Origin of the sequence: Paenibacillus alkaliterrae (genome assembly GCF_021532375.1) — a bacterium.
Taxonomy (GTDB): Bacteria; Bacillota; Bacilli; order Paenibacillales; family Paenibacillaceae; genus Pristimantibacillus; species Pristimantibacillus alkaliterrae.
The window spans coordinates 96,413-120,378 of the sequence record NZ_JAKGAP010000008.1; the positions used below are offsets into that span (position 1 = coordinate 96,413).

General features: G+C 49.9%; 19 protein-coding genes. 13 read left to right on the forward strand and 6 right to left on the reverse strand.

Annotated elements, in window-relative coordinates:
• Window positions 1–99 precede the first annotated feature (99 nt).
• The 4 genes from L1N85_RS04855 to L1N85_RS04870 all read left to right on the forward strand — a co-directional run bounded on the left by L1N85_RS04855 (window position 100) and on the right by L1N85_RS04870 (window position 3,824).
• Window positions 100–705, forward strand: coding sequence for a bifunctional transcriptional activator/DNA repair enzyme AdaA (locus L1N85_RS04855; RefSeq protein WP_235235482.1), 606 nt, complete (start codon window positions 100–102; stop codon window positions 703–705).
• On the forward strand, window positions 689–1,240 hold the full coding sequence (locus L1N85_RS04860; RefSeq protein WP_235235549.1) for a methylated-DNA--[protein]-cysteine S-methyltransferase: 552 nt from the start codon (window positions 689–691) through the stop codon (window positions 1,238–1,240). The genes L1N85_RS04855 and L1N85_RS04860 overlap by 17 nt, the downstream gene beginning before the upstream one ends.
• Complete coding sequence (locus L1N85_RS04865) at window positions 1,240–2,058, forward strand: SPL family radical SAM protein (RefSeq protein WP_235235551.1); 819 nt, start codon at window positions 1,240–1,242, stop codon at window positions 2,056–2,058. Before L1N85_RS04860 ends, L1N85_RS04865 begins: the two co-directional genes overlap by 1 nt.
• Before the next feature lie 584 nt (window positions 2,059–2,642).
• Window positions 2,643–3,824 (forward strand): transglutaminase domain-containing protein, encoded by a 1,182-nt coding sequence (locus tag L1N85_RS04870; RefSeq protein ID WP_235235485.1) that lies wholly within the window; start codon window positions 2,643–2,645, stop codon window positions 3,822–3,824.
• Window positions 3,825–4,219: 395 nt separating this feature from the next.
• Here the strand turns inward: L1N85_RS04870 and L1N85_RS04875 are convergent, their stop codons facing one another.
• Window positions 4,220–5,374: a virulence factor gene (locus L1N85_RS04875; protein WP_235235487.1), complete on the reverse strand. Its 1,155-nt coding sequence runs from the start codon at window positions 5,372–5,374 to the stop codon at window positions 4,220–4,222.
• 228 nt (window positions 5,375–5,602) lie between these two features.
• Here L1N85_RS04875 and L1N85_RS04880 point away from each other — a divergent pair, with 228 nt between their 5' ends.
• The 5 genes from L1N85_RS04880 to L1N85_RS04900 all read left to right on the forward strand — a co-directional run bounded on the left by L1N85_RS04880 (window position 5,603) and on the right by L1N85_RS04900 (window position 12,238).
• Window positions 5,603–6,658, forward strand: coding sequence for an MBL fold metallo-hydrolase (locus L1N85_RS04880; RefSeq protein WP_235235489.1), 1,056 nt, complete (start codon window positions 5,603–5,605; stop codon window positions 6,656–6,658).
• Window positions 6,659–6,727: 69 nt separating this feature from the next.
• Complete coding sequence (locus L1N85_RS04885; RefSeq protein ID WP_235235490.1) at window positions 6,728–7,795, forward strand: Gfo/Idh/MocA family protein; 1,068 nt, start codon at window positions 6,728–6,730, stop codon at window positions 7,793–7,795.
• Window positions 7,796–8,085: 290 nt separating this feature from the next.
• Entirely contained in the window at window positions 8,086–9,705 is a 1,620-nt protein-coding gene (locus L1N85_RS04890) for an ABC-F family ATP-binding cassette domain-containing protein (protein WP_235235499.1), read from the forward strand.
• Window positions 9,706–9,966: 261 nt separating this feature from the next.
• Window positions 9,967–10,872 (forward strand): cation diffusion facilitator family transporter, encoded by a 906-nt coding sequence (locus tag L1N85_RS04895; protein ID WP_235235552.1) that lies wholly within the window; start codon window positions 9,967–9,969, stop codon window positions 10,870–10,872.
• A gap of 349 nt (window positions 10,873–11,221) precedes the next feature.
• Window positions 11,222–12,238 (forward strand): C40 family peptidase, encoded by a 1,017-nt coding sequence (locus L1N85_RS04900; protein WP_235235554.1) that lies wholly within the window; start codon window positions 11,222–11,224, stop codon window positions 12,236–12,238.
• A 57-nt stretch (window positions 12,239–12,295) separates the two neighbouring features.
• On the opposite strand, the gene L1N85_RS04905 is transcribed toward L1N85_RS04900, so the two are convergent.
• From L1N85_RS04905 to L1N85_RS04915, 3 genes are all read right to left on the reverse strand, one after another.
• Window positions 12,296–12,919: a YqaA family protein gene (locus L1N85_RS04905; protein ID WP_235235501.1), complete on the reverse strand. Its 624-nt coding sequence runs from the start codon at window positions 12,917–12,919 to the stop codon at window positions 12,296–12,298.
• A gap of 172 nt (window positions 12,920–13,091) precedes the next feature.
• Entirely contained in the window at window positions 13,092–14,507 is a 1,416-nt protein-coding gene (locus tag L1N85_RS04910; protein WP_235235503.1) for an NAD-dependent malic enzyme, read from the reverse strand.
• Between the two features lie 81 nt (window positions 14,508–14,588).
• Window positions 14,589–15,704: an MGDG synthase family glycosyltransferase gene (locus L1N85_RS04915; protein ID WP_235235505.1), complete on the reverse strand. Its 1,116-nt coding sequence runs from the start codon at window positions 15,702–15,704 to the stop codon at window positions 14,589–14,591.
• A 207-nt stretch (window positions 15,705–15,911) separates the two neighbouring features.
• Here L1N85_RS04915 and kapB point away from each other — a divergent pair, with 207 nt between their 5' ends.
• Entirely contained in the window at window positions 15,912–16,313 is a 402-nt protein-coding gene (gene kapB, locus L1N85_RS04920; RefSeq protein ID WP_235235507.1) for a kinase-associated lipoprotein B, read from the forward strand.
• A gap of 8 nt (window positions 16,314–16,321) precedes the next feature.
• Here kapB and L1N85_RS04925 read toward each other — a convergent pair whose 3' ends face one another.
• Window positions 16,322–17,635 (reverse strand): stalk domain-containing protein, encoded by a 1,314-nt coding sequence (locus L1N85_RS04925; RefSeq protein ID WP_235235509.1) that lies wholly within the window; start codon window positions 17,633–17,635, stop codon window positions 16,322–16,324.
• 462 nt (window positions 17,636–18,097) lie between these two features.
• On the opposite strand from L1N85_RS04925, the gene gltB reads away from it, so the two are divergent.
• A complete protein-coding gene (gene gltB / locus L1N85_RS04930; protein ID WP_235235511.1) occupies window positions 18,098–22,702 on the forward strand; it encodes a glutamate synthase large subunit in 4,605 nt (1,534 codons plus the stop codon).
• Window positions 22,703–22,831: 129 nt separating this feature from the next.
• Here the strand turns inward: gltB and L1N85_RS04935 are convergent, their stop codons facing one another.
• The gene (locus tag L1N85_RS04935) at window positions 22,832–23,005 is read right to left on the reverse strand and encodes a hypothetical protein (protein WP_328285151.1); all 174 of its coding nucleotides are present in this window, start codon (window positions 23,003–23,005) and stop codon (window positions 22,832–22,834) included.
• Between the two features lie 74 nt (window positions 23,006–23,079).
• Here L1N85_RS04935 and L1N85_RS04940 point away from each other — a divergent pair, with 74 nt between their 5' ends.
• Together L1N85_RS04940 and L1N85_RS04945 are read left to right on the forward strand one after the other, a co-directional pair.
• Window positions 23,080–23,529, forward strand: a complete 450-nt coding sequence (locus L1N85_RS04940) for a PilZ domain-containing protein (RefSeq protein WP_235235513.1) — start codon at window positions 23,080–23,082, stop codon at window positions 23,527–23,529.
• Window positions 23,530–23,573: 44 nt separating this feature from the next.
• Window positions 23,574–23,831 (forward strand): hypothetical protein, encoded by a 258-nt coding sequence (locus L1N85_RS04945; RefSeq protein ID WP_235235514.1) that lies wholly within the window; start codon window positions 23,574–23,576, stop codon window positions 23,829–23,831.
• The last annotated feature ends 135 nt before the right edge of the window (window positions 23,832–23,966 follow it).

Genomic DNA, 23,966 nt, shown 5'->3' on the forward strand with positions numbered 1-23,966 from the left:
AAAAAGAGATCACGCAGTTTCGTTATCTTGCTATTACATTCTCAAATGCGTACAGAAGTAGAACATTGAGGCTATAATGGAAATGGAGGTGAGAGCGCAATGCTGCCTTTTGAAGAGGAACGATTGACCGAAGAAAAGTGGCGGGCGATTATTGATAATAATGCCGCTTACGATGCCAGGTTTATATATGCGGTTAAGACGACGGGAATATTTTGCAGGCCGTCATGCAAGTCCAGGGAGCCGAAGATGGAGAATGTTCGTATTTTTAAAAATGCGGAGCAAGCGCTGTCGGCCCATTTTCGCCCATGCAAACGATGCAAGCCAACCGGCGGGCGCTTGCCTGATATCGATTGGGTAGCTCAAATTACGCAATGTATCGATACGAATTATAGCGAGACGCTGACGCTGGAAACGTTGGCCGATATGTGTCACGGAAGCCCTTATCATTTGCACCGTACTTTCAAGAAAATCAAAGGAATGACGCCCGTCGAATATGCTCAGCAAACGAGAATGGACAAGGCGAAGCAGTACCTGATCCATTCGGATAAAACGATCGCGGATATCGGTTTGTCTGTGGGGTTGCCGAATGCTTCTTATTTTATAACGCTGTTCAAAAAGAAAACCGGCCATACGCCCGCTGACTACCGCCAATTATACAGAAACAAATCCATTACGGAGGTATCGTATGATGGAAGTCAAAAATAACCCGACGATATACTGGTCGTTATTGACTCATGAGGATTGGCGCATGTATGTAGCGGCAACGTCACAGGGGCTTTGTTACGTAGGCTCGCAGAACAAGCCGTTTGCTGAATTGGCCGAATGGGGCCAAAATCGTTTCCCTGGCAGCGATTGGATTCAAAATGATGAACAACTGCAGCCGTATGAGGCGGAGCTGATCGAGTACTTGCAAGGAAAACGCCAAAACTTCACCGTTCCGTTCGATTTCCGCGGCACAACCTTTCAGCTTGCGGTGTGGAACGCGCTCTGCCGAATTCCATACGGACAAACGCAATCCTATTCGGATATTGCGGAGCATGTTCAAAGACCGTCTGCGGTACGCGCGGTTGGTGCGGCAATCGGCGCGAATCCGGTTCTGATCACCGTGCCTTGCCACCGGGTAATCGGGAAAAACGGCTCGCTAACCGGCTACCGCGGAGGGCTGGATATGAAGACGAAGCTGCTGAGGCTGGAACAGGTAGGAACGTCGAATGAAGGAAGCCCGGTCCATGCCTCATGATCCGAACTGAATTTTTCTACAAATACCCGAAGACGCTGCTTAATAAGGGAACGGGTTTTCTTACTGATTATAGCCATTCCTTGAATCCGTATACGGGCTGCTCGTTTGGCTGCTCCTACTGCTATGTGCGGCAAATGCCGGTCTCGCTGTTCCGCAAGGCCGATTGGGGAACTTGGGTGGACATCAAGAAGGAGGCTGCCGGAATCTTGAGCAAGGAGCTTCGCAGAGCTAAGGCAAAGGGGAAGGTCACGATATTCATGTCCTCAAGCACGGACCCCTATCAGCCTGTCGAGCATAAGGAAAAAGTGACGAGAGCGCTGCTGGAGGTAATGGCGGAGGATCCGCCCGATTTTTTGTTTGTGCAAACCCGGAGTCCGCTTGTTGTCAGAGACATTGATATTTTGCTGCTGTTGAAGGATAAAGTTAGGGTAAGCATGACCGTAGAGACGGATCGGGAGGATATTCGCAAAATATTTACGCCGGGCGCTCCTCCAATCGGCGCCAGACTTAAGACGCTGCAGCTGCTGGCGGAAGCAGGCGTGCCGACACAGGCAACGATCGCTCCGGTTCTGCCGAGCAGTGAAGCGTTCCCGGGATTGCTTAAATCAAGGGTTGATCGCGTATGTGTAGACGATTATTTTATGGGAGACGGCAGCGGCGGTACGCGAACCCGCAATTTGGGCATCTTTTCGTTATATGAACAGCTCGGCTTGGAGGAATGGTATAACCCTGCGGCTTATCGGATCGTATATGATAGATTGCTAAGCCTTTTTCCAGAAGATCAGATCTATTTAAGTCAACAGGGGTTTGCTCCGTGACTGCTGCTTCTGCAATTTCCCGAGGACGATTAAGATAAGGCAGGAATGAATGGAGGCGCAGCGCAGCAGTGCCTCTTTTCTACTTTTAGATGATGCTTGCTATAAGGCATGAAAGAGCTTTCTTGAACATATGATGGAAACGATACACCCAACTTTATAAGTTGAACTAATCATTTGCGCGAGTTCTCGACTGAACCGACAGCATGAACTGGAAAAACTCCTGTTAATTGTCTCAAACACGCTTTATTAAAGCAATTAACGGGAAAACCAGGCGTTATTCACCAGAATAATCGCTTCTAATCGGCAAACTGACCATATTAGCGGGATAATTCCCAGTTAGGCCAAACTTACTCGCTGATGAAGCAAGTTTAGCGGGAACTTTTCCAGTTAGATTCGTCCATTTCATCTCACAGGAGCAACGCTATTATGTCAGCAAGCTTAATAGGACCTGAAAAAACCTATGCATCTCTAGTTTAACTGATATAAATCGTAATTTTCAAAAAAACTTTATGCACGCGCCTCCGTATTAATTAAGATGAAAGATGTTGAAAATAGTATAATGGAATAAAGTTTAGGAGGTCTTTATGAATAAAGCCGTATCGAAGCTGCTGATTATGGCCGTCATCATTATAGCAGTGGTCAGTCTCGATTTGAAGATTGACTTGTTTCCCGCAGCGGCAGAATCAGATGAGGTGGTCGCGGTGCAGCAGCCGAATAAGCTTGAGCAGCTGGAGCTTGAAATTGCGGACAAATTCCAGGCCCGGTCCGAGCGTTTTTCCATTACGTATACAGGAGACAAGCAGGAGCTGTCGGATAAAATGACAGAGGTCATTCGAGCGGCACTGAAGCATGACGATTATTCTGCTTATATTCTCGAATCTTATATCTATACGATCCGAAGCTGGGGCAACAAATCTACAATTTCGTTCGAGGCCAGGTACCGCGAGTCGAAGGAGCAAACCGCCGTTGTGGATCGAGAGGTGAAAAAGGCACTGGCAGCTATACTAGAACAGGATATGAATGACCATGAAAAGATAAAAGCGATACATGATTGGATCGTCACGAATGTGGAATATGATCAATCTTTGACGCATTATACGGCTTATGCGGCGGTCATTCGCGGAGAAGCGGTGTGTCAGGGTTATGCCCTGCTGGGTTATAAAATGTTGAAGGAAGCGGGCATTCCGGTGCTTATTGCGGAAGGCACGGTAAATACGGGCGAACACGCCTGGAACATGGTTCAGCTGGACGGCCGATGGTACCATCTGGATTTGACGTGGGATGACCCGATCACAAAACCGGCTGAAGGCAAGAAGCCGACTGCGCCCGTGGTCAAATCCAGCGATGGAACGATCCGGTACAATTATTATTTGAAGACAGACGGGGAGCTGCGCGCAGATCATCAATGGACGAAGACATATCCTGCTGCCGACACCAAGTATGCTGATATTATTCAAGAGCTTGAGCAGCAAGGGGCGGCAACAGAGCGGGAACGCTACAGTAAGCTTAAGATGGCGCTCGGCTTGCACTGGCTCGAGCCGGAACACACGGTCTCAAGCACGGAGCAGCTGCGAACCGTTATCCAATCGGCGCTTAAATCTCGCACCGCGAGCTTGGAATTCCGGTTTGAACAAGGCGAACGTTTCCCGGAGGCTCTGAAAACGGCCTTCCAGAACGTGAACGTAGCCGTTGGCTACCGGGCCAGCTATGAGCCGTTTGCGGGCGACGACTCGCTGCTTGTACGGATACAGCTGGAGTATCAGTGAAAGCAGGCCGCACAAGCGCGTTCAAACAAGCGAATAAGGCAGAGTAATGCAGAGTAATGCAGAGTAATGCACATAGAGAAGAAACGGAGGGGCTGTGCCCAAGGTCATCGTTGATGACCTTGGGCCAGTCCTTTTTTACTTTGGGGGAGGCTGTTTCGGCGACATAGAGAAAAAACAGATAGCCTAAAAAAGAACGAAGCGATGACTATTTAGATATTAGACCCATTATGAGCAGTGGGACACGTTCGGGTGCGTTGTTGGGATATCGCTCAAATATTAATTATGCATCGGGAAATCCATACGCAGCCGTGATTCCAATAGATATTGGAGCTATAGGATTAATTTTAATGATTGTCAGCATACTTCTTTTATGCTGCTTTCCTCTTGGAATGTCATCATTGCTCATCCTTGCGCGCAGCGGTCATTTGCTGCCATACTGATCCGGCTGCTTCCTCGCCGCGCTCGATGCGCTCCAGCGCCATCTGGGCCTGCAGCTGGATTTCAAACTCGGAGTCCTTGGCGGCCTCGCGAAGCGCTTCAACAGCCGACTCGTCGCCAGCCTCGTACAGGAATCGGGCTGCGCGCCAGCGAACGAGCTTGTTCTTATCGCGAAGCGCTTCAATCATTGGCCCGATAGCTGCCGGATCGCCTAGATCGGAAAGCGTATCGCCTGCCGTCCGTCTTACGGAAGTAGACGAATCACGCAGCGCCGTAAACAAATGCGGCAGCGCTTCGGGCGATCGGAGGTCGCCCAAATAGATGACGGCCAGCCTTCGGATCGAGCTATTCTCGTCTTTCAGTGCCACTTCGAGAAGGGGAATACCTTCGATCGACGATACATAACGCTCCAATGCGGCATAACGAACCTGCCAATCCGCAGAGGCGAATTGCGTCAGCGCTTCCTCAAGTGACAAAGGTGCAGGCCTCACGGCAAGCCCCGCGACATTCTCAATGACTTCCGTCCCTTGTGCAATGGCAGCGGAAACCAGCGCGGCCAGCCGCTCTCTAGTATACGAGGCTTCTAGCTCGCGAACGATCTCAGCCGCGATTTCGTCGGGCTCGCCGTATCGAACGCCGAACTCCTCCAGCTTGCGCTCGCGGATCATGCCCGAGCCGGCAGCCTCAGTCACGGCATCCCCAAACTGCTGCGGAAGCGCCGAACGAACTTCGCTGTCTCCCATGCGGACGCGTACCTGCATGGGAATGCCTCTATACATTTGGACGAGCACCTGCGCTTCGCCATAACTAGCGGCAGGTCCCTTATCACCGTCGGCCTGACCGTCATCCATCGCATCCCGTTGCAGCAATTGCCCTGCCTCAGCAAGAATAGCTGCCCAGTCAGCTCCAGGCTTGCGGTCCAGCGCGATAAAGTCAGTCGTGCGGAATAAGCTGCGGACGCCTTTAATTTGCAGCAGCTGCTGCAGGAGCTCAGGCGCATCGACGGCTTCTCCTGCTTTATAGGTTAGTCTTCGTCCGCGAGGAAGCGTCTCGTCAACGTTCAGCTTCATGGAATTAGGACTCGGCGTAGGTTCTATCGATATGAGTTTCATAAGGAATCCTCCTGTAATTATGGATCACGACACCAGCGTTATTCCAGCGTGTCACAAATTCTGTTTCGAAAGCGTAATGTTAGGTGTAAACATGTAACACTTAGTTTAACTGATTTTATTCAAGTATGCGAACGAAGCGGCCCAGCATGGGAGTGATTGACTTGCTTTTCACGCCTTCGGCTTGGTATCTTAGTTAATAAAAGCGAATATCGAGGGAGGAATGGACGGTTGAGGTTAAAACGATTTGCCAATATCGATCCGATTGAGCAGCATACATCGTTGAAGCAATTCAAGAGATGGCGGCAAGAGCGCATTCGCAGGCTGAAAATGAAGGATTATTCCTTTACCGTCCCCAGCGTTCGGCCTGATATCGTTTATTTAGAAAATAACCGCAGACTGCCATCTGTTACATGGGTCGGTCACTCCACCTTTTTGATTCAGCTTGGCGGCTTGAATATAATTACAGACCCTGTCTGGTCGAGTCAAATGGCTTTTCAGAAAAGGCTGACGCCGCCGGGAATCCCGATAGAGGACGTACCTCCAATTGATGTCGTGCTCATATCTCATTCTCATTATGACCATTTAAGTGTAAATTCGCTGCGGAGACTTGTTGGTCCGAGACAGCTGCTCGTGCCCGCGGGCTTAGGCTCGAAGCTGCGCAAGAAAGGTTTTATTAACATCAAGGAGCTGCATTGGTGGGAATCCATCAACATTCACGGGGTCAAATTCAGCTTCGTTCCCTCCCAGCATTCTACGCGGCGAAATCCGTGGGATACGAACAGCTCGCACTGGGGCGGCTTTGTTATGGAGCAATCGACGTCAAGAAGCGGTAAACTGGTTGGCCATGTTGGCGGAAAAATAAAGCATCCTAATCGGGATAATGCTCCAATCGAAATGTCTGCGGATAAGAAAAGGGAGCTTGAACACCCATACGTCGCGGAATCGCCAACGATTTACTTTGCCGGTGACAGCGGATATTTTCAAGGATTTAAGGAAATCGGACGCCGTTTTCCGATCGACGTCGCGCTGCTTCCGATTGGCGCCTATGAACCGGAATGGTTCATGGGACCGCAGCATACGACCCCGGAGCAGGCACTCCAAGCCTTTGAAGATACAGAGGCGAAATGGTTCGTGCCAATGCATTACGGCACATTTAAGCTTGCCGACGATACGCCGCGTGAGGCGCTGGACCGACTGGAGGAGGACCGGGTCAAACGTACCATCGAGACGCAGCGGCTTGTCATCCTGCCGCTCGGGAAAACCTGGCGACTCGCAGGGAAATGAGAAACGCGGACAAATGCGGGCCGAAGTTACGAAGAAGGTTTACTTCAAGACCCTTAGGAGGAATTTGCAATGAGTCAGACTAACATACGACTTGGTATTATTGGTGCCGGGGCGATTGGCAACGTACACATGCAGACGTTCAACAATGTAGAGGACATAGAGCTGGCTGCAGTGGCAGACGTTTATTTGCCGCTTGCCGAGCAGCGCGCGCAAGAGCATCACATTCAGACGGTTCATACGAGTCCGCAAGCTCTGCTTGAGGATTCGTTGATTGATGCCGTGGTAATCTGCGTACCGAATCAATTTCATGCGGCGTTGGCCATTGAGGCGCTTAAGAAAGGCAAGCATGTACTGCTCGAGAAACCGATGGCTATCGATTCCGAAGCTGCAAGGATGATCGTGGAGGAAGCGGAAAAATCGGGCAAAGTGCTGATGATGTCGCATCAAATGCGCTGGACGGGACTAAGCAGGGCCTTGAAGCAGCACATTGATAACGGAGATGTCGGTCAAATCTATAACGCAAAAGCAGGCTGGTTCCGCAAAAAGGGTATACCCGGCTGGGGCTCCTGGTTTACGCGAAAGGATCAAGCCGGCGGCGGTCCGCTCATTGATATTGGCGTTCACATGCTCGACTTGTCTCTGTATCTCATGGGCAATCCGAAACCGGTATCCGTGTATGGATCGACCTACGCAGAGTTCGGCCCGAACCGTCAAGGCATCGGAAGCTGGGGAACACCGAACTGGGACGGCTATTACGATGTCGAGGACCTTGCTTCCGCATTGATTAAGCTGGATAACGGCGCGACCTTGTCTCTTGAAGTAAGCTGGGCAGCGCATTCGGCGTTCCTGCCGGAGGAGCCTTTCATTCATTTGATGGGGACGCAGGGCGGCGTTGCGATCGTAGGCAACAACGGCAAATACGTTACGCATACGGACGATGAGGTAGTCGAGAGCGACATTACTCCTCTTGAAGGAGAGGAGGACCGCATCTTGATGAGCCGACATTTCGCAGAGTGTATACGCGAAGGCAAGCAACCAATCACATCGGCCCTTTCCGGGTACACAAACAACCGCATTCTCGATGCCATTTACGAATCCTCCCGAACGGGCAACGAAGTCAAGCTGAAATGGGATTAACGCAGCAGTGCTATCTATGATGAACCGAACTAAATTTGAAAGCCTCCTCTTAGGTGATGACATCATTCGCATCGCTTTAGAGAGGTTTTTTCTTTTTTCAAAAGAAAGGGGATTTTATGAAAAAAGGAATCGTATGTCTATTGCTGACTATACGAAGTCTGGTGCCTGAACGGTTTGGCGAATGAACAGGAACGTTCGCCCGAAGGCAAAAGAAGGTACGGTTTCCGAGCATACTGTGGTATAATAGTTCGAGATTACGCGATTTTGTAGTGAAGGACGGGATATAACGAATGATTAGTACGAGCGGCATAACGCTCCGTTATGGAAAACGGGCGCTATTTGAAGATGTAACCATTAAATTTACGCCTGGCAACTGTTACGGTTTGATCGGCGCCAACGGCGCGGGCAAATCTACATTTTTGAAAATATTGTCCGGTGAAGTCGAGCAATCGCACGGAGAAGTGCATATCACGCCGGGCGAGCGTCTCGCGGTATTGAAGCAGAACCATTACGAATACGATGATTTCCTCGTACTCGAGACCGTTATGATGGGTCACAAGAAGCTGTATGAAGTCATGAAGGAGAAGGACGCTCTTTATGCGAAAGCGGACTTCACGGATGAAGACGGCATGCGCGCAGGCGAGCTGGAAGCGGAATTCGCCGATATGAACGGCTGGGAAGCGGAGTCTGAAGCATCGGAGATGCTGAACGGTCTCGGCATTACGCCGGATATGCATAGCAAGAAGATGTCTGAGCTTGACGGTAACGAGAAGGTTCGCGTCTTGCTTGCTCAAGCTTTGTTCGGTTCCCCGAACATCCTGCTGCTCGATGAGCCTACCAACCATTTGGACATCGAATCGATCCGCTGGCTGGAGGATTTCCTGGCCGATTATAAAGGCACAGTCGTCGTGGTCAGCCATGACAGGCACTTCCTGAACACGGTATGTACCCATATTGCGGATATTGACTTCGGCAAAATCCAAATGTACGTAGGTAACTATGACTTCTGGTATGAGTCGAGCCAGCTTGCCTTGCAGCTTCAACGCGGCGAGAACAAGAAGAAGGAAGACAAGATCAAAGAGCTTCAAGCGTTTATTCAACGTTTCAGTGCGAATAAGTCGAAGGCGAAGCAAGCAACATCGCGTCAGAAATTGCTCGACAAAATTTCGCTTGACGATATTCGTCCTTCAAACCGTAAATACCCGTTCATTCTTTTCAAAGGGGAGCGTGAAGCGGGCAAGCAGCTGCTGCTGGTTGACGGCTTGACGAAATCGATCGATGGAGAGAAATTGATCGATAACCTGACAATTGCCATTAACAAAGGCGATAAGGTTGCTTTCGTTGGTCCGAACAGCTTGCCTAAGACATTATTGTTCCAACTGCTCGTGGGTGAGACTGAAGCGGATGCAGGCAGCTACTCATGGGGAGTAACGACAACGCAGGCATATTTCCCTAAGGACAACTCTCCCTATTTCGAGGGGGTAGATTTGAACCTGGTGGAATGGCTTCGTCAATACTCGAAGGATCCGGATGAGACGTTCATTCGCGGTTTCTTGGGCCGCATGCTGTTCTCCGGCGATGATGCGATGAAGAAAGCAAGCGTATTGTCCGGCGGCGAGAAGGTACGCTGCATGCTGTCGAAGATGATGCTTGAAGGCGCGAACGTTTTCATTCTGGATGAACCGACGAACCACTTGGATTTGGAGTCCATTACGGCATTGAACAATGGCCTTATCGATACGGATTGCACCATACTGTTCACGTCGCATGACCATCAGTTCGTCCAGACGATCGCTAACCGCATCGTTGAAATTACGCCAAACGGCGTAATCGACCGGATGATGACCTACGACGAATATCTTGAAAGCGCCGAGGTTAAGGCGCTTCGCGAGCGAATGTACGCCGTATAAGTCTCATGAAACAGAAGCATCCGCCTGTAGGGAAAACCTTACGGGCGGATGTTTTTTTTGACATTGCATGTCAAAAACGTCGCGGATAAGCTGTTCGAATGCAAGCAAAAGCCATAGAAAATTGTTGCATTCGTGCATAAAAGTGCGCACCTGGTCAACACTGTTTCTCTAGACCCACACGGTTTCGTTCGGTTATGATACCGTTATATAATTTAGCTGCAAAAAAATAGTTAAGTTTTTAAGCTTGGGAGGGTATTGAAACTGAATCAGTATGAAGAGATTAAACAAGGCGAGAAGGGTGCCTGGGTCAGTATCACAGCCTATTTGACGCTGTCCGCGATCAAGCTTGTCGCCGGCTACTGGTTTGCGTCAGGGGCTCTCGTAGCGGACGGCTTTAACAATCTCACCGATATTGTAGCATCTGCAGCGGTATTGATAGGACTTCGCATATCGCAAAAGCCGCCGGACAAGGATCATCCTTACGGTCATTTTCGCGCGGAGACGATTGCCGCATTAATTGCTTCTTTCATTATGGCGACTGTTGGTATTCAAGTGCTCATCAGTGCGGTAAAATCGTTATTCGCTGCGGAACATACAGTCCCGAACCTAGCGTCGGCGTGGGTTGCGCTGTTTGCGGCGGCATGTATGGCCGGCGTGTATATTTATAATCGCAAATTAGCTCTTCGTATCAATAATCAAGCTTTACTCGCTGCTTCCAAAGATAATTTATCGGATGCGCTTGTCAGTACGGGAGCGGCCATCGGTATTATTGGCGCGCAATTCGGATTGCCATGGCTGGATCCAGTGGCCGCTCTGGCGGTCGGTGCGATTATTTGTAAAACGGCTTGGGAAATTTTTTATAGCTCGACGCATGCCCTGACGGATGGTTTTGACGAGAATGAATTATCCAGCTTGCGTACTACAATCGCCAAGACGAAGGGCGTCAAGACGATTAAGGACATTAAGGCCCGCGTACACGGCAATCATGTATTGGTCGATGTAATCGTCCAGGTTGATCCGGAGCTTACTCTAATCGAAAGTCATCGCATTAGCGATGAGATAGAGCATCGGATGGGGCGAAAACATAATATTATGAGCGTCCATGTCCATGTCGAGCCGCATGAGATCGTAGAAAATATGTTACTGAATGCAGCCGAAAAGCAATGATTTCAATCGGTAATTGTTACCAACGGAAGTTGGCAGGGAAATATAAGGGTCTAAAGACTTAATTTATTAAATGAGGCATTTGACCCTTTTTTTAGAGGTACAAACTACAAACGAATCCAAATGCAGGCAACGATTTGGGCTGGAATAGGTTGAAAGGCATCTCCGTGACGGAAATGCCTTTTTTTATTTTTTTTACAAGGGATGAATATGCCTCTGTTCCCAATTTCGCCTAATCGGTAAATAGGAAATATGGACGATGCTTGTCAATTCCGCCGAACTTACAATGGTACCAGAACCGTTACACCAACACTGTTTACACACCAAGGAGGCGTGCTTTTTGAATTACACCATGAAACAAAGGATGGCAACAGCAACGTTAACGGCAGCATTATTGTTTAGTTCGATTTCCGTTCCGGCGGCTTTGGCAGCACAATCAGCAGAAGTGCAAACAGGCGTAAATTTTCGCACATCGCCATCAGCGTCGGCGTCGGTCATCCGCACCTTGAAGAAGGGCGAACAGGTTTCAGTTGTGGACAAGGTAAATTCATATTGGTACAAGGTTAGTGACTCTTCCGGAAGAACAGGCTACATATCCGCCTCATCGAAATATATCTCAATCGAAAGTCCGCCAAGCAGCGCTGTCCAATCGGGGAATGCAATCGTTAAAGCATCCGTCTCGTTTCGGAAAGCTGCATCTGCATCAGGTCAACGTATTCGTTTCTTAAAAAAAGGAGAGCAGGTTACCGTGCTTTCCAAGACGAACAAGTACTGGTATGAGGTTCAAGACGCTAATGGCGTTCGCGGTTATGTAAGCACGCAATCCTCTTATTTAGATGTAACGGGTACAATCTCAGGAGGAACAAATAACTCAGGAGGCAGCGGCAATTCGGGAGGCGGAGCCGTAACGAGTCCCGGAGCATCGTCATCGGAAGCCGTTGAAAGAGTGATCGCGGCAGGCATGAAATATCTGGGTACGCCGTATGAGTATGGATCCAGCCGCAATACGACGACGACGTTTGACTGCTCTGACTTCGTAAGACAAGCCTTTATTGATGGCGTTGGTCTTAAGCTCCCAGCAGACTCGCGCCAGCAGGGCCAATATGTAAAGGACAAAGGCGATGTAAAGACGGACTGGCGTCAGCTCGAGCGCGGGGATTTGATTTTCTTTATGTCTTACAAAGGCACGAAAGCATCCTCGTACAGCGGAGTGAACAAAAGCACGGCAACAATTACGCATGACGGTATTTATTTGGGAGACGGCAAGATTCTTCACACGTATTCCAAAGAAAGCGGAGGCGTTACGATCAGCAGCATCGAAGGGACGCACTGGGAATACCGCTTCTTATATGGCGGAAGCGCATTATAGATTAGATCAAAAAAGGCCGGTTAGGGAAATTCCCTAACCGGCCTTTTCGTTGATAGGCTAAGAGCTAATTTGAATCGCTTCATCCTGTGCTTTTATTTCCGCTTGCTTGGCAGCCAGCTCTTTCTTCTTGCGGTATCGCTTGCGAAGGAACAGAAATACGATCACGATCGGTACTGCGCCGACGAAGATGTATAAGGAAACATCCTTGACCATGCTCTCGGCAGCTCGCCCATAAAAGTAAAACAATAGTCCAACCACGTAAAACTTGAGGCCCCGCCCTATAGCCGCATAGCCGATCAAACGCCATAACGGGAAATTCAAGCACCCGGATAAAATCGTAAATACTTTAAAAGGAATAGGCGTGAACGATCCGATTAGAATGGCAGCCTCGCCATTTTTTTGGAATTTTTCAGTAGCCGCATCGATCCATTCTTTTTTCAGAAACTTATAGAGGACCGATTTGCCCATTATTTTTCCAAGGTAATAACCGACCGGAGTTCCTAACAGACAGGCAATATATCCGACGGTTGCCAGCCATAATGCTGCAGCCGGGTTGAGAATGCTTAATGACACTTGGAGGAAGAAAGCCGGGATCGGAAATATAATAGCATCGAAAAAGGAATGAATGAACAATCCCAAAGGTCCAAAGTCCTTTAAAAAATCTACTACAGCTTGAAACATTACATGGCTCCTTTTTCTTTAACTGACGATAATTATTATATCATATTTAATACGGTTAAAAAGATGATAGGTGTCATGTCTTTTACGCAAATGACTAACGCTCAAAAATAAAAACGCCGCTTCGTTTCGGGATCAACCCGTAAACAAGCGGCGTGTGAAATATGGCTGCGATTTACTCCCGAATCTGGCGGCGGGAGACGCCGCTTTGCTGGGCGGCATGGATAACGCGGCGGCGGACCTCCTCGACCACGCGAGTGTTGAAGACGCTGGGTACGATGTACAAGCGATTTAGCTCATCGTCACTTATGACCGATGCGATGGCTTCGGCGGCAGCCAGCTTCATTTCTTCATTGATCGTGGTGGCGCGGCTATCAAGCGCTCCGCGAAAAATGCCGGGAAAGCAGAGGACGTTATTAATTTGGTTCGGATAGTCAGACCTGCCTGTCGCAAAGACGGCAACGATGTCCTCGGCGAGCTCGGGTCTGATCTCCGGTTCCGGATTAGCCATTGCGAATACGATCGGTTCCTTCGCCATGGACTCGATGTGAGCGCGAGTCAATATGCCGCCGGCGGAAACGCCAATAAATACGTCGGCGCCTGCCAGCGCTTCGGCTAAGTCTCCGCTGAGGCGCTGCGGATTCGTATGATCCGCATACCACTGCCACATCGGATTGTCGTAGCTGCGCTCGGCGGACAGTATGCCCGCGCGGTCAACGCCTACGATATGCTGCGCGCCGCCTGCGAGCAGCATTTTCGTGCAAGCGGTGCCCGCAGCGCCAATGCCGCATACAACGATGCGTGCCTCTTTTAAGTTGCGGCCTGTAAGCTTGAGCGCATTGAGCAGGCCGGCATACAGCACGACAGCCGTTCCGTGCTGATCGTCGTGAAAGACGGGGATATCGAGCTCCTGTCTGAGTCTCTGCTCAATTTCGAAGCAGCGAGGCGCCGAAATATCCTCCAGATTAATGCCGCCAAAGGCTGGCGCGATATTTTTCACTGCCGCAATAATTTGCTCGGTATCCTGCGTATCCAAGCATATAGGGAAGGCATCCACGTCGGCGAATTGCTTGAACAGCATGGCCTTGCCTTCCATTACGGGCATGGCCGCGTAAGGGCCGATGTTACCAAGACCGAGTACGGCGCTGCCGTCCGAAACGACGGCGACCATATTTCTTTTGATCGTTAGCGTATACGCCTTTGAGGGTTCCTCGTGAATCGCTTGACAAACTCTGGCGACCTCCGGCGTATAGACGCGCGACAAGTCATCGCGGTTTTGTATAGGCGTTTTTGGCTGAATCGTGATTTTGCCTCCGAGATGGAGCAGAAACGTTCGGTCGGAAATATGGAGCAGCCTGATGCCAGGCAAGGAGCGCAGAGCGTTCGTGAGCCGTTCGGCAGCGCCTTGCTCCGCAATTTTGACGGTTAGGTCGCGAACACTTTTGTTTTTGTCCGTATGTATGACGTCAATGGCGATGATATCGCCTTTTGCTTGCTCGATCGCGGTAGCTGCTCGTCCAAACTGGGCGAGAGTCGTATCGATTTCCAGCCTTAATATAATCGTTTTACCGTCCGCCATCTGTGATCTCATCAAAAACAGCTCCCTTCATTTTCTATACTATTTGGATAAGAGTACACAAATTATGCTTCTTTATTTTTGAAAAGAAAGCCGTCACTGCATGAACTGCAGGACGGCTTTCGGGCAGCTCATCGGGTCATATTGTTGGTTTCTTTTAGTTAGCAGGCTGTCCCTGAATTGTCCTGAGGCGTAAGCATCGTGAATGAGCGAAAACCATCGGTCGACGGTATCGTTCGAATCCAGCATTTCGCCAAAGCCGTTGTTAATGAAGTATTCGCAATTCTCTTCCTCTTGACCGGGAATCGGCTCATAGAACAGCATCGGTATTCCCTTGCTCATTCCCTCGGTGCAGGTCATGCCCCCCGGCTTTGTGACCAGCAGATCCGATACGTCCATAAGCTTGTTCACCTCGCGGGTGAACCCGAGTATACGGATGTTGGGATGCTGAAAGAGCGGATCTTCGAGCATCTTTTCCTTCATCTTCTCGTTAGATCCGACGCAGTAGATAAGCTGTGTGCTTTCGCGCCATTTGGTCATATATTCAAGCGCATTGTCTTCATACATGATCCCCCAGCCGCCGCCCATGACGAGTACGGTAGGCATAGGCTTTAAAGCAAATTGCTGCCGCATTTCTTCTTTCTCGTATGTATGCCAGAAATTCGGGTGAACGGGAATGCCCGTTACCTCAATGCGATCCGGAGTAACGCCCTTCTCCACCAATCTGTCCTTTACGAGCGCCGAGGAGACTAAGTACTTATTAACCTCCTTGTTAACCCATGAACCGTGCGCGTCGTAATCGGTGATGAGCGTGTATAGCGGCATATCCAAACCTAAGCGCTTAAGCCTTGCGACGACGGCATTGGGCACAAAATGAGTACATACGATTAATTCCGGCTTAAGCTGGGATATTACCTGTGACGTTTGGGTATAAAACATACGATGAAGCGCAAGCTGGGTAAAGCGGTTAAGAGATTTTTTATAATTGCTTCGGTAAATAAGACCGACCATCTTCGGCTGTTTGCTTACGGTTTTGCGATAAGCGGATATGATCCACGGACCAAGCACCGGGTTAAGAAATTTTCCAAGCTCGATGACGCGGGTCTGAATATCTGGACATAGCTGCTTTAATCCGACAGCAAGCGCATAGGCAGCCTGTGTATGACCGGAGCCAAAGCCTTCAGAGAGCAGAAGCACTCTTTTCTTACGCATTCATTCCACCTACTTTTCTAATTCCATATTACGATGCAAGTGCGTCTAACACAAGTTTAATCCATGAGGGTTGCTATTCATATAGTGGTTATTTTATCCTTAGAAGCAGATGTGCACATTATCATCATATGAATCCCTGGAGTCAACTATATTTACATATATTTTACATGTACATATTTATTGAAAAAAAAGTGAGGATGAGAAGAAATGGAGCAAAGAAAGGTTAACGATACGAATCAAACGTTTCAAATTGGAGATTTGGTTAAAGCGGAGGTTCGCTCAGGTCAATATGTAGGCGAGCTCGTAGAGTATAACAGCCCCCGTGCGCTCGTTAAGGTGCTTGCTGTCCTTAAGCACCCCGAGCAAGGAGACCTGCACAACCCGTATAATCCGGATGTGCCTATGTTTCATGAGAGACGGGCGCTAAGCTATACGGAGAAAACGACGGTTCCCATCAGGGATATCAGTCGTTATCTAGGTAAAGTACCCGATTACAGCGAATCTCTGAAGGCTGCCGCAGCGGCGGAAATAGAGGCGCTTGACCGCTTGCAGCGATGGGCGGCCAAAGGCCTCGAGCAAATGCAGCAGCTTCAGAAGGAATATAAATAATGGAACGCTTATTTATTAATGAAGGCGGTTTTTAACGTATCGCGATAAACGACCTGGAATGCAAGCCCTTCGGACAAAGCTGCGAGCGGAAGATAGGTTTTGCTTTCCTTGCCAACTCTGTGCAGGAACGCAGGCTGAGCGTTCAGCTTAGTCTTTACACCGTTAACGGATATGGCGGCGGCCCCAATCGTGATGTCGACCGTGCGGCCATCCTGTACGATTGTAGCGGTCTGAGCAGCAGAGTTCCAGTCCACCGTTGCGCCTAGTGCTTCGGTAATTTCGCGCAGCGGTACGAAGGTGCGATTTTCTAAGAGCACCGGCTTGTAGCTGCTGATGAGCTCCTTGCCATTAATGACGACGGAAATCGGAACTCCTTCCGCCCGCGGCTTCACCGTCAGGTATTCGTCCCAGATGGCGTTCGCGAATGCTTTGCCCATCGCGGCATATCCTGAGCGGCTGGGATGAATATCTCCTTCAGATATAGAAGTGAAGCTCAGCTCATTGCCTTTGAAGGGATCGGCGACGTTGGCCGCCTTTACGTTAATCCCTACATTTGACAGACGTGCGACCACCCCGTCCAGCCGTTCTTGGAGCTGCTTTTGACCATCGACTAGAAATAACCGGTCTGCCTCCGGGTAGAGCTCGACAAGCGTATCTTTAATTTTGAATGGCGCTGGGACCGGCAAATACTGATCGGCGACAACGATCTGCGCCTGAGGCCGAAGTTCTGCCATGCCCCTGATCGTCTCTTCGAGTTCTTTTTCATAAATCGCAAGCGCGTTATCAAGCACGATTGCCGCCTCGGCGAGGGTACCGCCTGCTTCAAGCTTAGTAAAGACAGCGTTCATATCGTTGCCGCCGATGGTCATGATGATCAGATCCGCTTCGGTCAGCGATGAACGAAGCTGTAGTGTTTCCGCAAAGATCCGTTCCGCTCTCGGATCGATCAAGTTGCTCTGGATATCGTCTGCCTTCACGCTTACACCTTGTAATGCCGCTTCGATCCAGCGGGCGAGCCCCTGTGTTTTCAGTCCGAGCACGCCATAGTTGGAAAACTCCGCTCTTAGCCCCTGGAATAGAGCCTGCTCATAGACTTGTTCAACGTACCCGTACGGAATGGATTGCTCGGTAAACCCGTGCTCATAGCCTGCCGTTAATGAATCGCCCACCGCGACTATATGATAGGCGGTATTCTCCGCAGGGCCCGCAACGGCCGAAGCTGCCGATGAGTGTTGTCCGCTAATGATCGTTGTTGTTAACAAAATGGCAATCATGAAAGCCGGTAGCCCGCGATACGATACTTTCCTTAACTTACTATACAACTCGAACACATCCTTTTGATAAAATAGTAAATGTTATGCTTCATTTTAATACACAATAGAAATTTAAGTAATCATTTGCTGCATGATTATGTTATGCTTGCTTTTTATTGCCTGCCGGTTGCATAAGGCATTACACGGGAACGTGCGTTAGCGCCAGTAGTCAAAAAGTACAAACAATTATAAAAATATTAAATTGATTCCGTTTTGGCCTGATGTTAAAATAATATAATAATCGCATTGTCGCGGTATAGGCCCGGTATATGGTTAATGGAACGGAGGCGCCCGGAATACGGACCGCATGCCGTTTTGCTTAAGAATGGCAAGGAGCAGGCCGATGCGCCTCGCTGACTATCATTCTATGATTAAACAAGCCAATTATGAAGCGTGACGCGCATTCATCGGTGCTTATCTTCAACACGTTCACGCTTACCCAACAATCTTCTCATAGAAAGGTTGCACACAATGAAAGAACTTATTTTGGGATTGCCGCCGAAGCAGGGGCTTTATGATCCGCAATTCGAGAAAGACGCATGCGGCATGGGCTTCGTGGCCAATATCAAGGGAATCAAGTCGCATAAGGTCATCCGCCAAGCGCTGATGCTGCTGGAGAACATGGAGCATCGCGGCGGACAAGGCAGCGAACCGAATACGGGAGACGGAGCGGGCATTTTGCTTCAAATTCCACATGCGTTTTTTGCTGCCGAATTAAAGAAACAAGAGATCGCGCTTCCGCAGGAAGGCCGTTATGCCGTTGGTATGATCTTTATGCCGCAGGACGAGGCTGCCCGCAGCGCAATTGAGCGTGAAGTGGAGACGATCGTGCAGGAAGAGAACCAGACCGTGATCGGATGGCGGACCGTTCCGACGGACGATAAGAAGCTTGGTGAATCGGCGTTAGCCGTTAAGCCTTTTGTACGCCAGCTGTTTATCGGCCAGAACGGCAGCTTGAAGGACAACATGGCGTTTGAACGCAAATTATATGTTATTCGTAAGCGCGCAGAGCTTGCGATTCGTTATGCCGGCAAAGAAGGCGGCAATATGTTCTATTTTTCCAGTCTTTCATCGAGAAAGATCGTATACAAAGGGATGCTTACTACCGAGCAGGTCCGTTCGTTCTACACCGAGCTTAATGATGAGTCGGTCGTATCGGCGATGGCGCTTGTGCATTCCCGTTTCAGTACGAACACTTTCCCCAGCTGGGAGCGGGCGCATCCTTTCCACTATATGATCCACAACGGCGAAATTAACACGCTTCGCGGTAATGTGAACTGGATGCATGCCCGTCAGACGCTGTTCGCAACGGAATTGTTCGGCGATGATCTGGAGAAGATCAAACCGGTCATTAACCCGGACGGCTCCGATACGGCGATGTTCGATAACACGCTGGAGTTTTTGTTCCTGTCTGGCCGTTCGATGGCGCATGCCGCAATGATGATGGTGCCGGAGCCTTGGTCCAATCACGAAAGCATGAGCGACGAGCGCAAAGCGTTCTATGAATACCACAGCACATTGATGGAGCCATGGGACGGACCCGCAGCGCTGGGCTTTACGGACGGCGTGAAAATCGGCGCCGTGCTTGACCGTAACGGCCTTCGTCCGGCTCGCTACTATGTAACGAAGGACGATCATATCATTCTGGGCTCCGAAGCTGGTACGGTAGAGCTTCCTCCGGAAGATATTCTGTACAAGGACCGTCTGCGTCCGGGCCGGATGTTGCTTGTCGATACGGAGAAAGGCCGCATCATTTCGGATGAAGAAGTGAAGGCGGAAATCGAGACGGAGCATCCTTACCGCGAGTGGCTTAACGAGCATCTCGTAGATCTGGAGGAGCTGCCGGAAGCGCCGGAATTGCCGGAGCCGGATCATGCTACCGTCCAAAAGAGACAGCAAGCATTCGGTTACACGTTCGAGGACATTCGCAAGGTGATTGAACCTATGGCAGGCAGCGGCGCCGAGCCGATCGCTTCCATGGGCTACGACGCGCCGCTGGCCGTATTGTCGGAGCGCCCGCAGCGCCTTTATAACTATTTCAAGCAATTGTTCGCCCAAGTAACGAATCCTCCAATTGATGCGATTCGCGAAGAAATTATTACGGCTACAGGCACGACGATCGGTCCGGAGCGTAACCTGCTGAACCCTGAACCGGAAAGCTGCCGTCATATTAAATTAGATACGCCCATTTTATCCAACGAGCAATTCGCTAAGCTTCGTCATGTGCGCCGCCCTGGATTCCGTTCGATTACGCTTCCGATATTTTTCACGGCAAGCGAAGGCGAAGCGGGCTTGCGCGCAGCGATTAAACAAATGTGCGAAGCGGCTGACCGCGTGATCGCGAAGGGACACAACCTTCTCATTCTGTCTGACCGCGGCGTCGATAAGGATAATGCTGCGATTCCGGCTTTGCTGGCTGTATCCGCACTTCATCATCACCTTATTCGCCAAGGTACGCGGACAAAGGTTGCTTTGCTGCTTGAATCGGGCGAGCCGCGCGAGGTTCATCACTTCGCTCTGCTGCTCGGCTACGGCGTGAGCGCAGTAAACCCGTATTTGGCTTTCGAGTCGCTTGACGATATGATTCGTCAAGGCATGCTGCGCGGCGTATCGCATGACAAAGCAGTCAAGAACTTTATTAAAGCGGCCACAAAAGGCGTTATTAAAATATTGTCAAAAATGGGTATTTCGACGATTCAATCCTACCGGGGCGCGCAAATTTTTGAAGCGCTTGGCTTGAAAGAGGACGTTATCAACGAGTACTTTACTTGGACACCGTCCCGGATTGGCGGCATCGGACTCGATGTCATCGCAGAAGAGACGCTGAAGCACCACACCCGCGCATTTGCAGAGCAAGAGGGCGGCGAGAAGGAGCTGGACTCCGGCGGTGATTATCAATGGCGCAAAGACGGCGAAGATCACTTGTTTACGCCGCAGACCATTCATACTCTGCAAATGGCTTCCCGCGGAAATGACTACAAGCTGTACAAGAAATTCTCGACGCTCGTTCAGGGCGAAGACAAGAAGCATTTGACACTGCGTTCCTTGCTGCAATTTAAGGAAGGACGTACATCGGTACCGCTTGATGAGGTTGAATCGGTGGAATCGATCGTCAAACGGTTCAAAACCGGCGCGATGTCGTTTGGTTCCATTAGTAAAGAGGCGCATGAGAGTCTGGCTATTGCGATGAACCGTCTAGGCGGCAAATCGAATACAGGCGAGGGCGGGGAAGACCCGGCGCGTTTCATTCCTGATGCGAACGGGGATTCCAGACGCAGCGCAATCAAGCAGGTTGCTTCCGGTCGTTTCGGCGTAACGAGCAACTACCTAGTAAATGCAGATGAAATTCAAATCAAAATGGCCCAAGGCGCCAAGCCTGGCGAAGGCGGTCAATTGCCTGGCCTTAAAGTATATCCATGGGTTGCAGAGGTTCGCGGCTCGACGCCGGGCGTAGGTCTCATCTCGCCGCCTCCGCATCATGATATTTATTCGATCGAGGATTTGGCTGAGCTTGTTCACGATCTGAAGAACGCAAATCCGCGCGCCCGCATCAACGTTAAACTCGTATCCGGTGTCGGCGTTGGAACCATTGCGACTGGCGTTGCCAAAGGCCGCGCAGACGTTATTATGGTGAGCGGCTATGACGGCGGAACAGGCGCTTCGCCAATGGGCTCGATTCGTCATGCTGGTCTTCCGTGGGAGCTTGGTCTTGCTGAAACGCACCAAACGCTCATGCTGAACAACTTGCGTGACCGCGTCGTGCTTGAGACAGACGGCAAAATGATGAATGGCCGCGATGTAGCGATTGCCGTACTGCTTGGAGCCGAAGAATATGGCTTCTCGACTGCTCCGCTCATCGTTCTAGGCTGCATCATGATGCGCGTTTGTCAGCTTGATACTTGTCCGGTTGGCGTAGCGACTCAAAATCCGGAGCTTCGCAAGAAGTTCATGGGCGATCCAAGCCATGTTGTAAACTACCTGCGCTTTATCGCGGAAGAACTGCGCGAGATTATGGCAGAGCTTGGCTTCCGTACAATCCAAGAAATGGTTGGACGCGTCGATATTCTTGAGACAAAGCAATTGCGCGAGCATTACAAAGCGAAAGGCATTGATCTTTCCGGCTTGCTCTATGAAGCCGATTTGCCGAAGGATGCCGTACGCTACAACATCCAGGAGCAAAATCACGGCCTTGAGCTATCGCTTGACATGCAGCAGCTTGTGCCTCTTGCACAGCCTGCGCTGGAGAGCGGAGAACGCGTACGCGGTACGTTCCCGATTTTGAACACGAACCGTGTTGTCGGAACGATTCTCGGCAGCGAGGTTACCCGTCGTTACGGAGCAGCCGGTTTGCCTGAGGATACGATCTCGTACCACTTCGTTGGAACGGCTGGCCAAAGCTTTGGAGCATTCGTACCGAAGGGCATTACGCTTTCCATTGAAGGCGACTCGAATGATTACGTTGGTAAAGGATTGTCCGGCGGTAAAATTATAGTGGCACCTTCACCGAAAGCGACCTTCCTTGCCGAAGATAACGTTATTATCGGCAACACGGCGCTTTACGGCGCAACAAGCGGTCAGGCTTATATCCGCGGTGTGGCAGGCGAGCGTTTCGCCGTTCGTAATAGCGGTGTCAGCGTTGTTGTAGAAGGCGTAGGCGACCATGGGTGCGAATATATGACTGGCGGACGTGTTGCGATTCTCGGAAGTACGGGTCGTAACTTTGCAGCAGGTATGTCAGGCGGTGTAGCCTACATCTATGATGAAAAAGGCGACTTCTATAACCATTGCAACCTGGAAATGGTACTGCTGGAGCGTCTGGAGGATACTGCGGATATGGCAGAGCTTCGCGGCATGATCGAATCGCATGTTCAATATACGGAGAGTGCGGTAGGTACTCGCTTATTGAATGATTGGGATGCTTCGCTCGCGAAATTCGTTAAGGTTATTCCAAAGGACTACAAGCGTATGCTTGAGCAAATTCGTAAAGTTGAAGACACGGGCTTGAAGGGCGATGAAGCATTGCTCGCGGCCTTCGAAGCTAACAAGAGAGAGCTTGCTCGCGCAGGCGGCAAATAACGATAAACGATGCTCCAAGCAGACGGGCATGAATAAAGGGACTGTCATCGAAGTGGATTTCATACTTCGGATGACAGTCCCTTTTATTTTTCGACAAAATCTTTCTAAATTAGAAAAAAGACGCACTCATTAACCGACAAACTCCATCTGCAGGCTCGGGTATAATGATGTTATTATATCTAGTAGTCGATAGTGACCTGGAATAAATCCGCGAACATCGATAACGTTTCGGTATCTGGCTCTCTGCAATTGCGTCCACCTCCGCTTCTCCCTCAAACCAGCAATTCTGTTGCCGATGCTCATTGAACTCCTCCTGTCTTCGACCGCTCACTACTCATATATTAATACGAACTTCCAGTACGATGGAGGAATGAAGCATGGCGACGAATCCGATGGACGATCCGCGCAATCACATCAGGCTTCGCTTCATAGAAGGCGTAAAGGCAGAGCTTAGACTGGTAAGCATGGATGGTGAGCCCTTAACGAGCTCGACGTCTACCGTACTGCTGCTAAATATGAGTCAAAACGGGCTTTGTTTCTTGTCTGGACTGCAGCTTCCCGTTCAGCGCAATTACCGCGTCCAATTTCGAATGAAGCTTTCGAGAACACAGATCATCGTGCGCGGGCGCATCGTTTGGTGCTCAAAAAATGATAATCAATTTGTGCATGGCGTGTTGTTCGAATGTTCGGATACGCTCCGTTCTTTGATCATTGGCGCGATGAATGAGGAATTGCTGGGAAGACAGCCGCAGCAGCAGAAAATTCATAATCTATACAGCCGATTATTACATAAGAGCAAAGTGACATTCGAAGGTTATCGATTCTGAAGTTTGGGCATATCATTACGAAGAGAGAGGGAGCGATCTATCGGATGATGCGTTTCAAGGACTGTTTTTATTGTGTTAGTTGCGGAGAGATGGTTGCCAATCCCGAAGCGGATATTGTGTTTCGGACAGGATTTTTCCAGGTGGTACATCCAATGGGCTATTGCTTAGCGTGCAGCATAGAGGAAGAGAAGCATCATTCGAGCGCTAAATCGCCAGGTAAGACCAGTAACTACGACTTAAAAATGTTCCTGCGCGCAGATGCGAAAGTTGCCGAGCATAATGTTCATCCTTATTCTTATTAATCGTATGATTACCGTAGGAAGCCCCTGCTCAACGCAGCTTACAGCTGTAGAGCAGGGGTGTTTTTTATCAACTACCAATTGTTTCCTTAATCGGATATAATAAATGAGATTTGGAGTTATGGAGGAGGACCATAG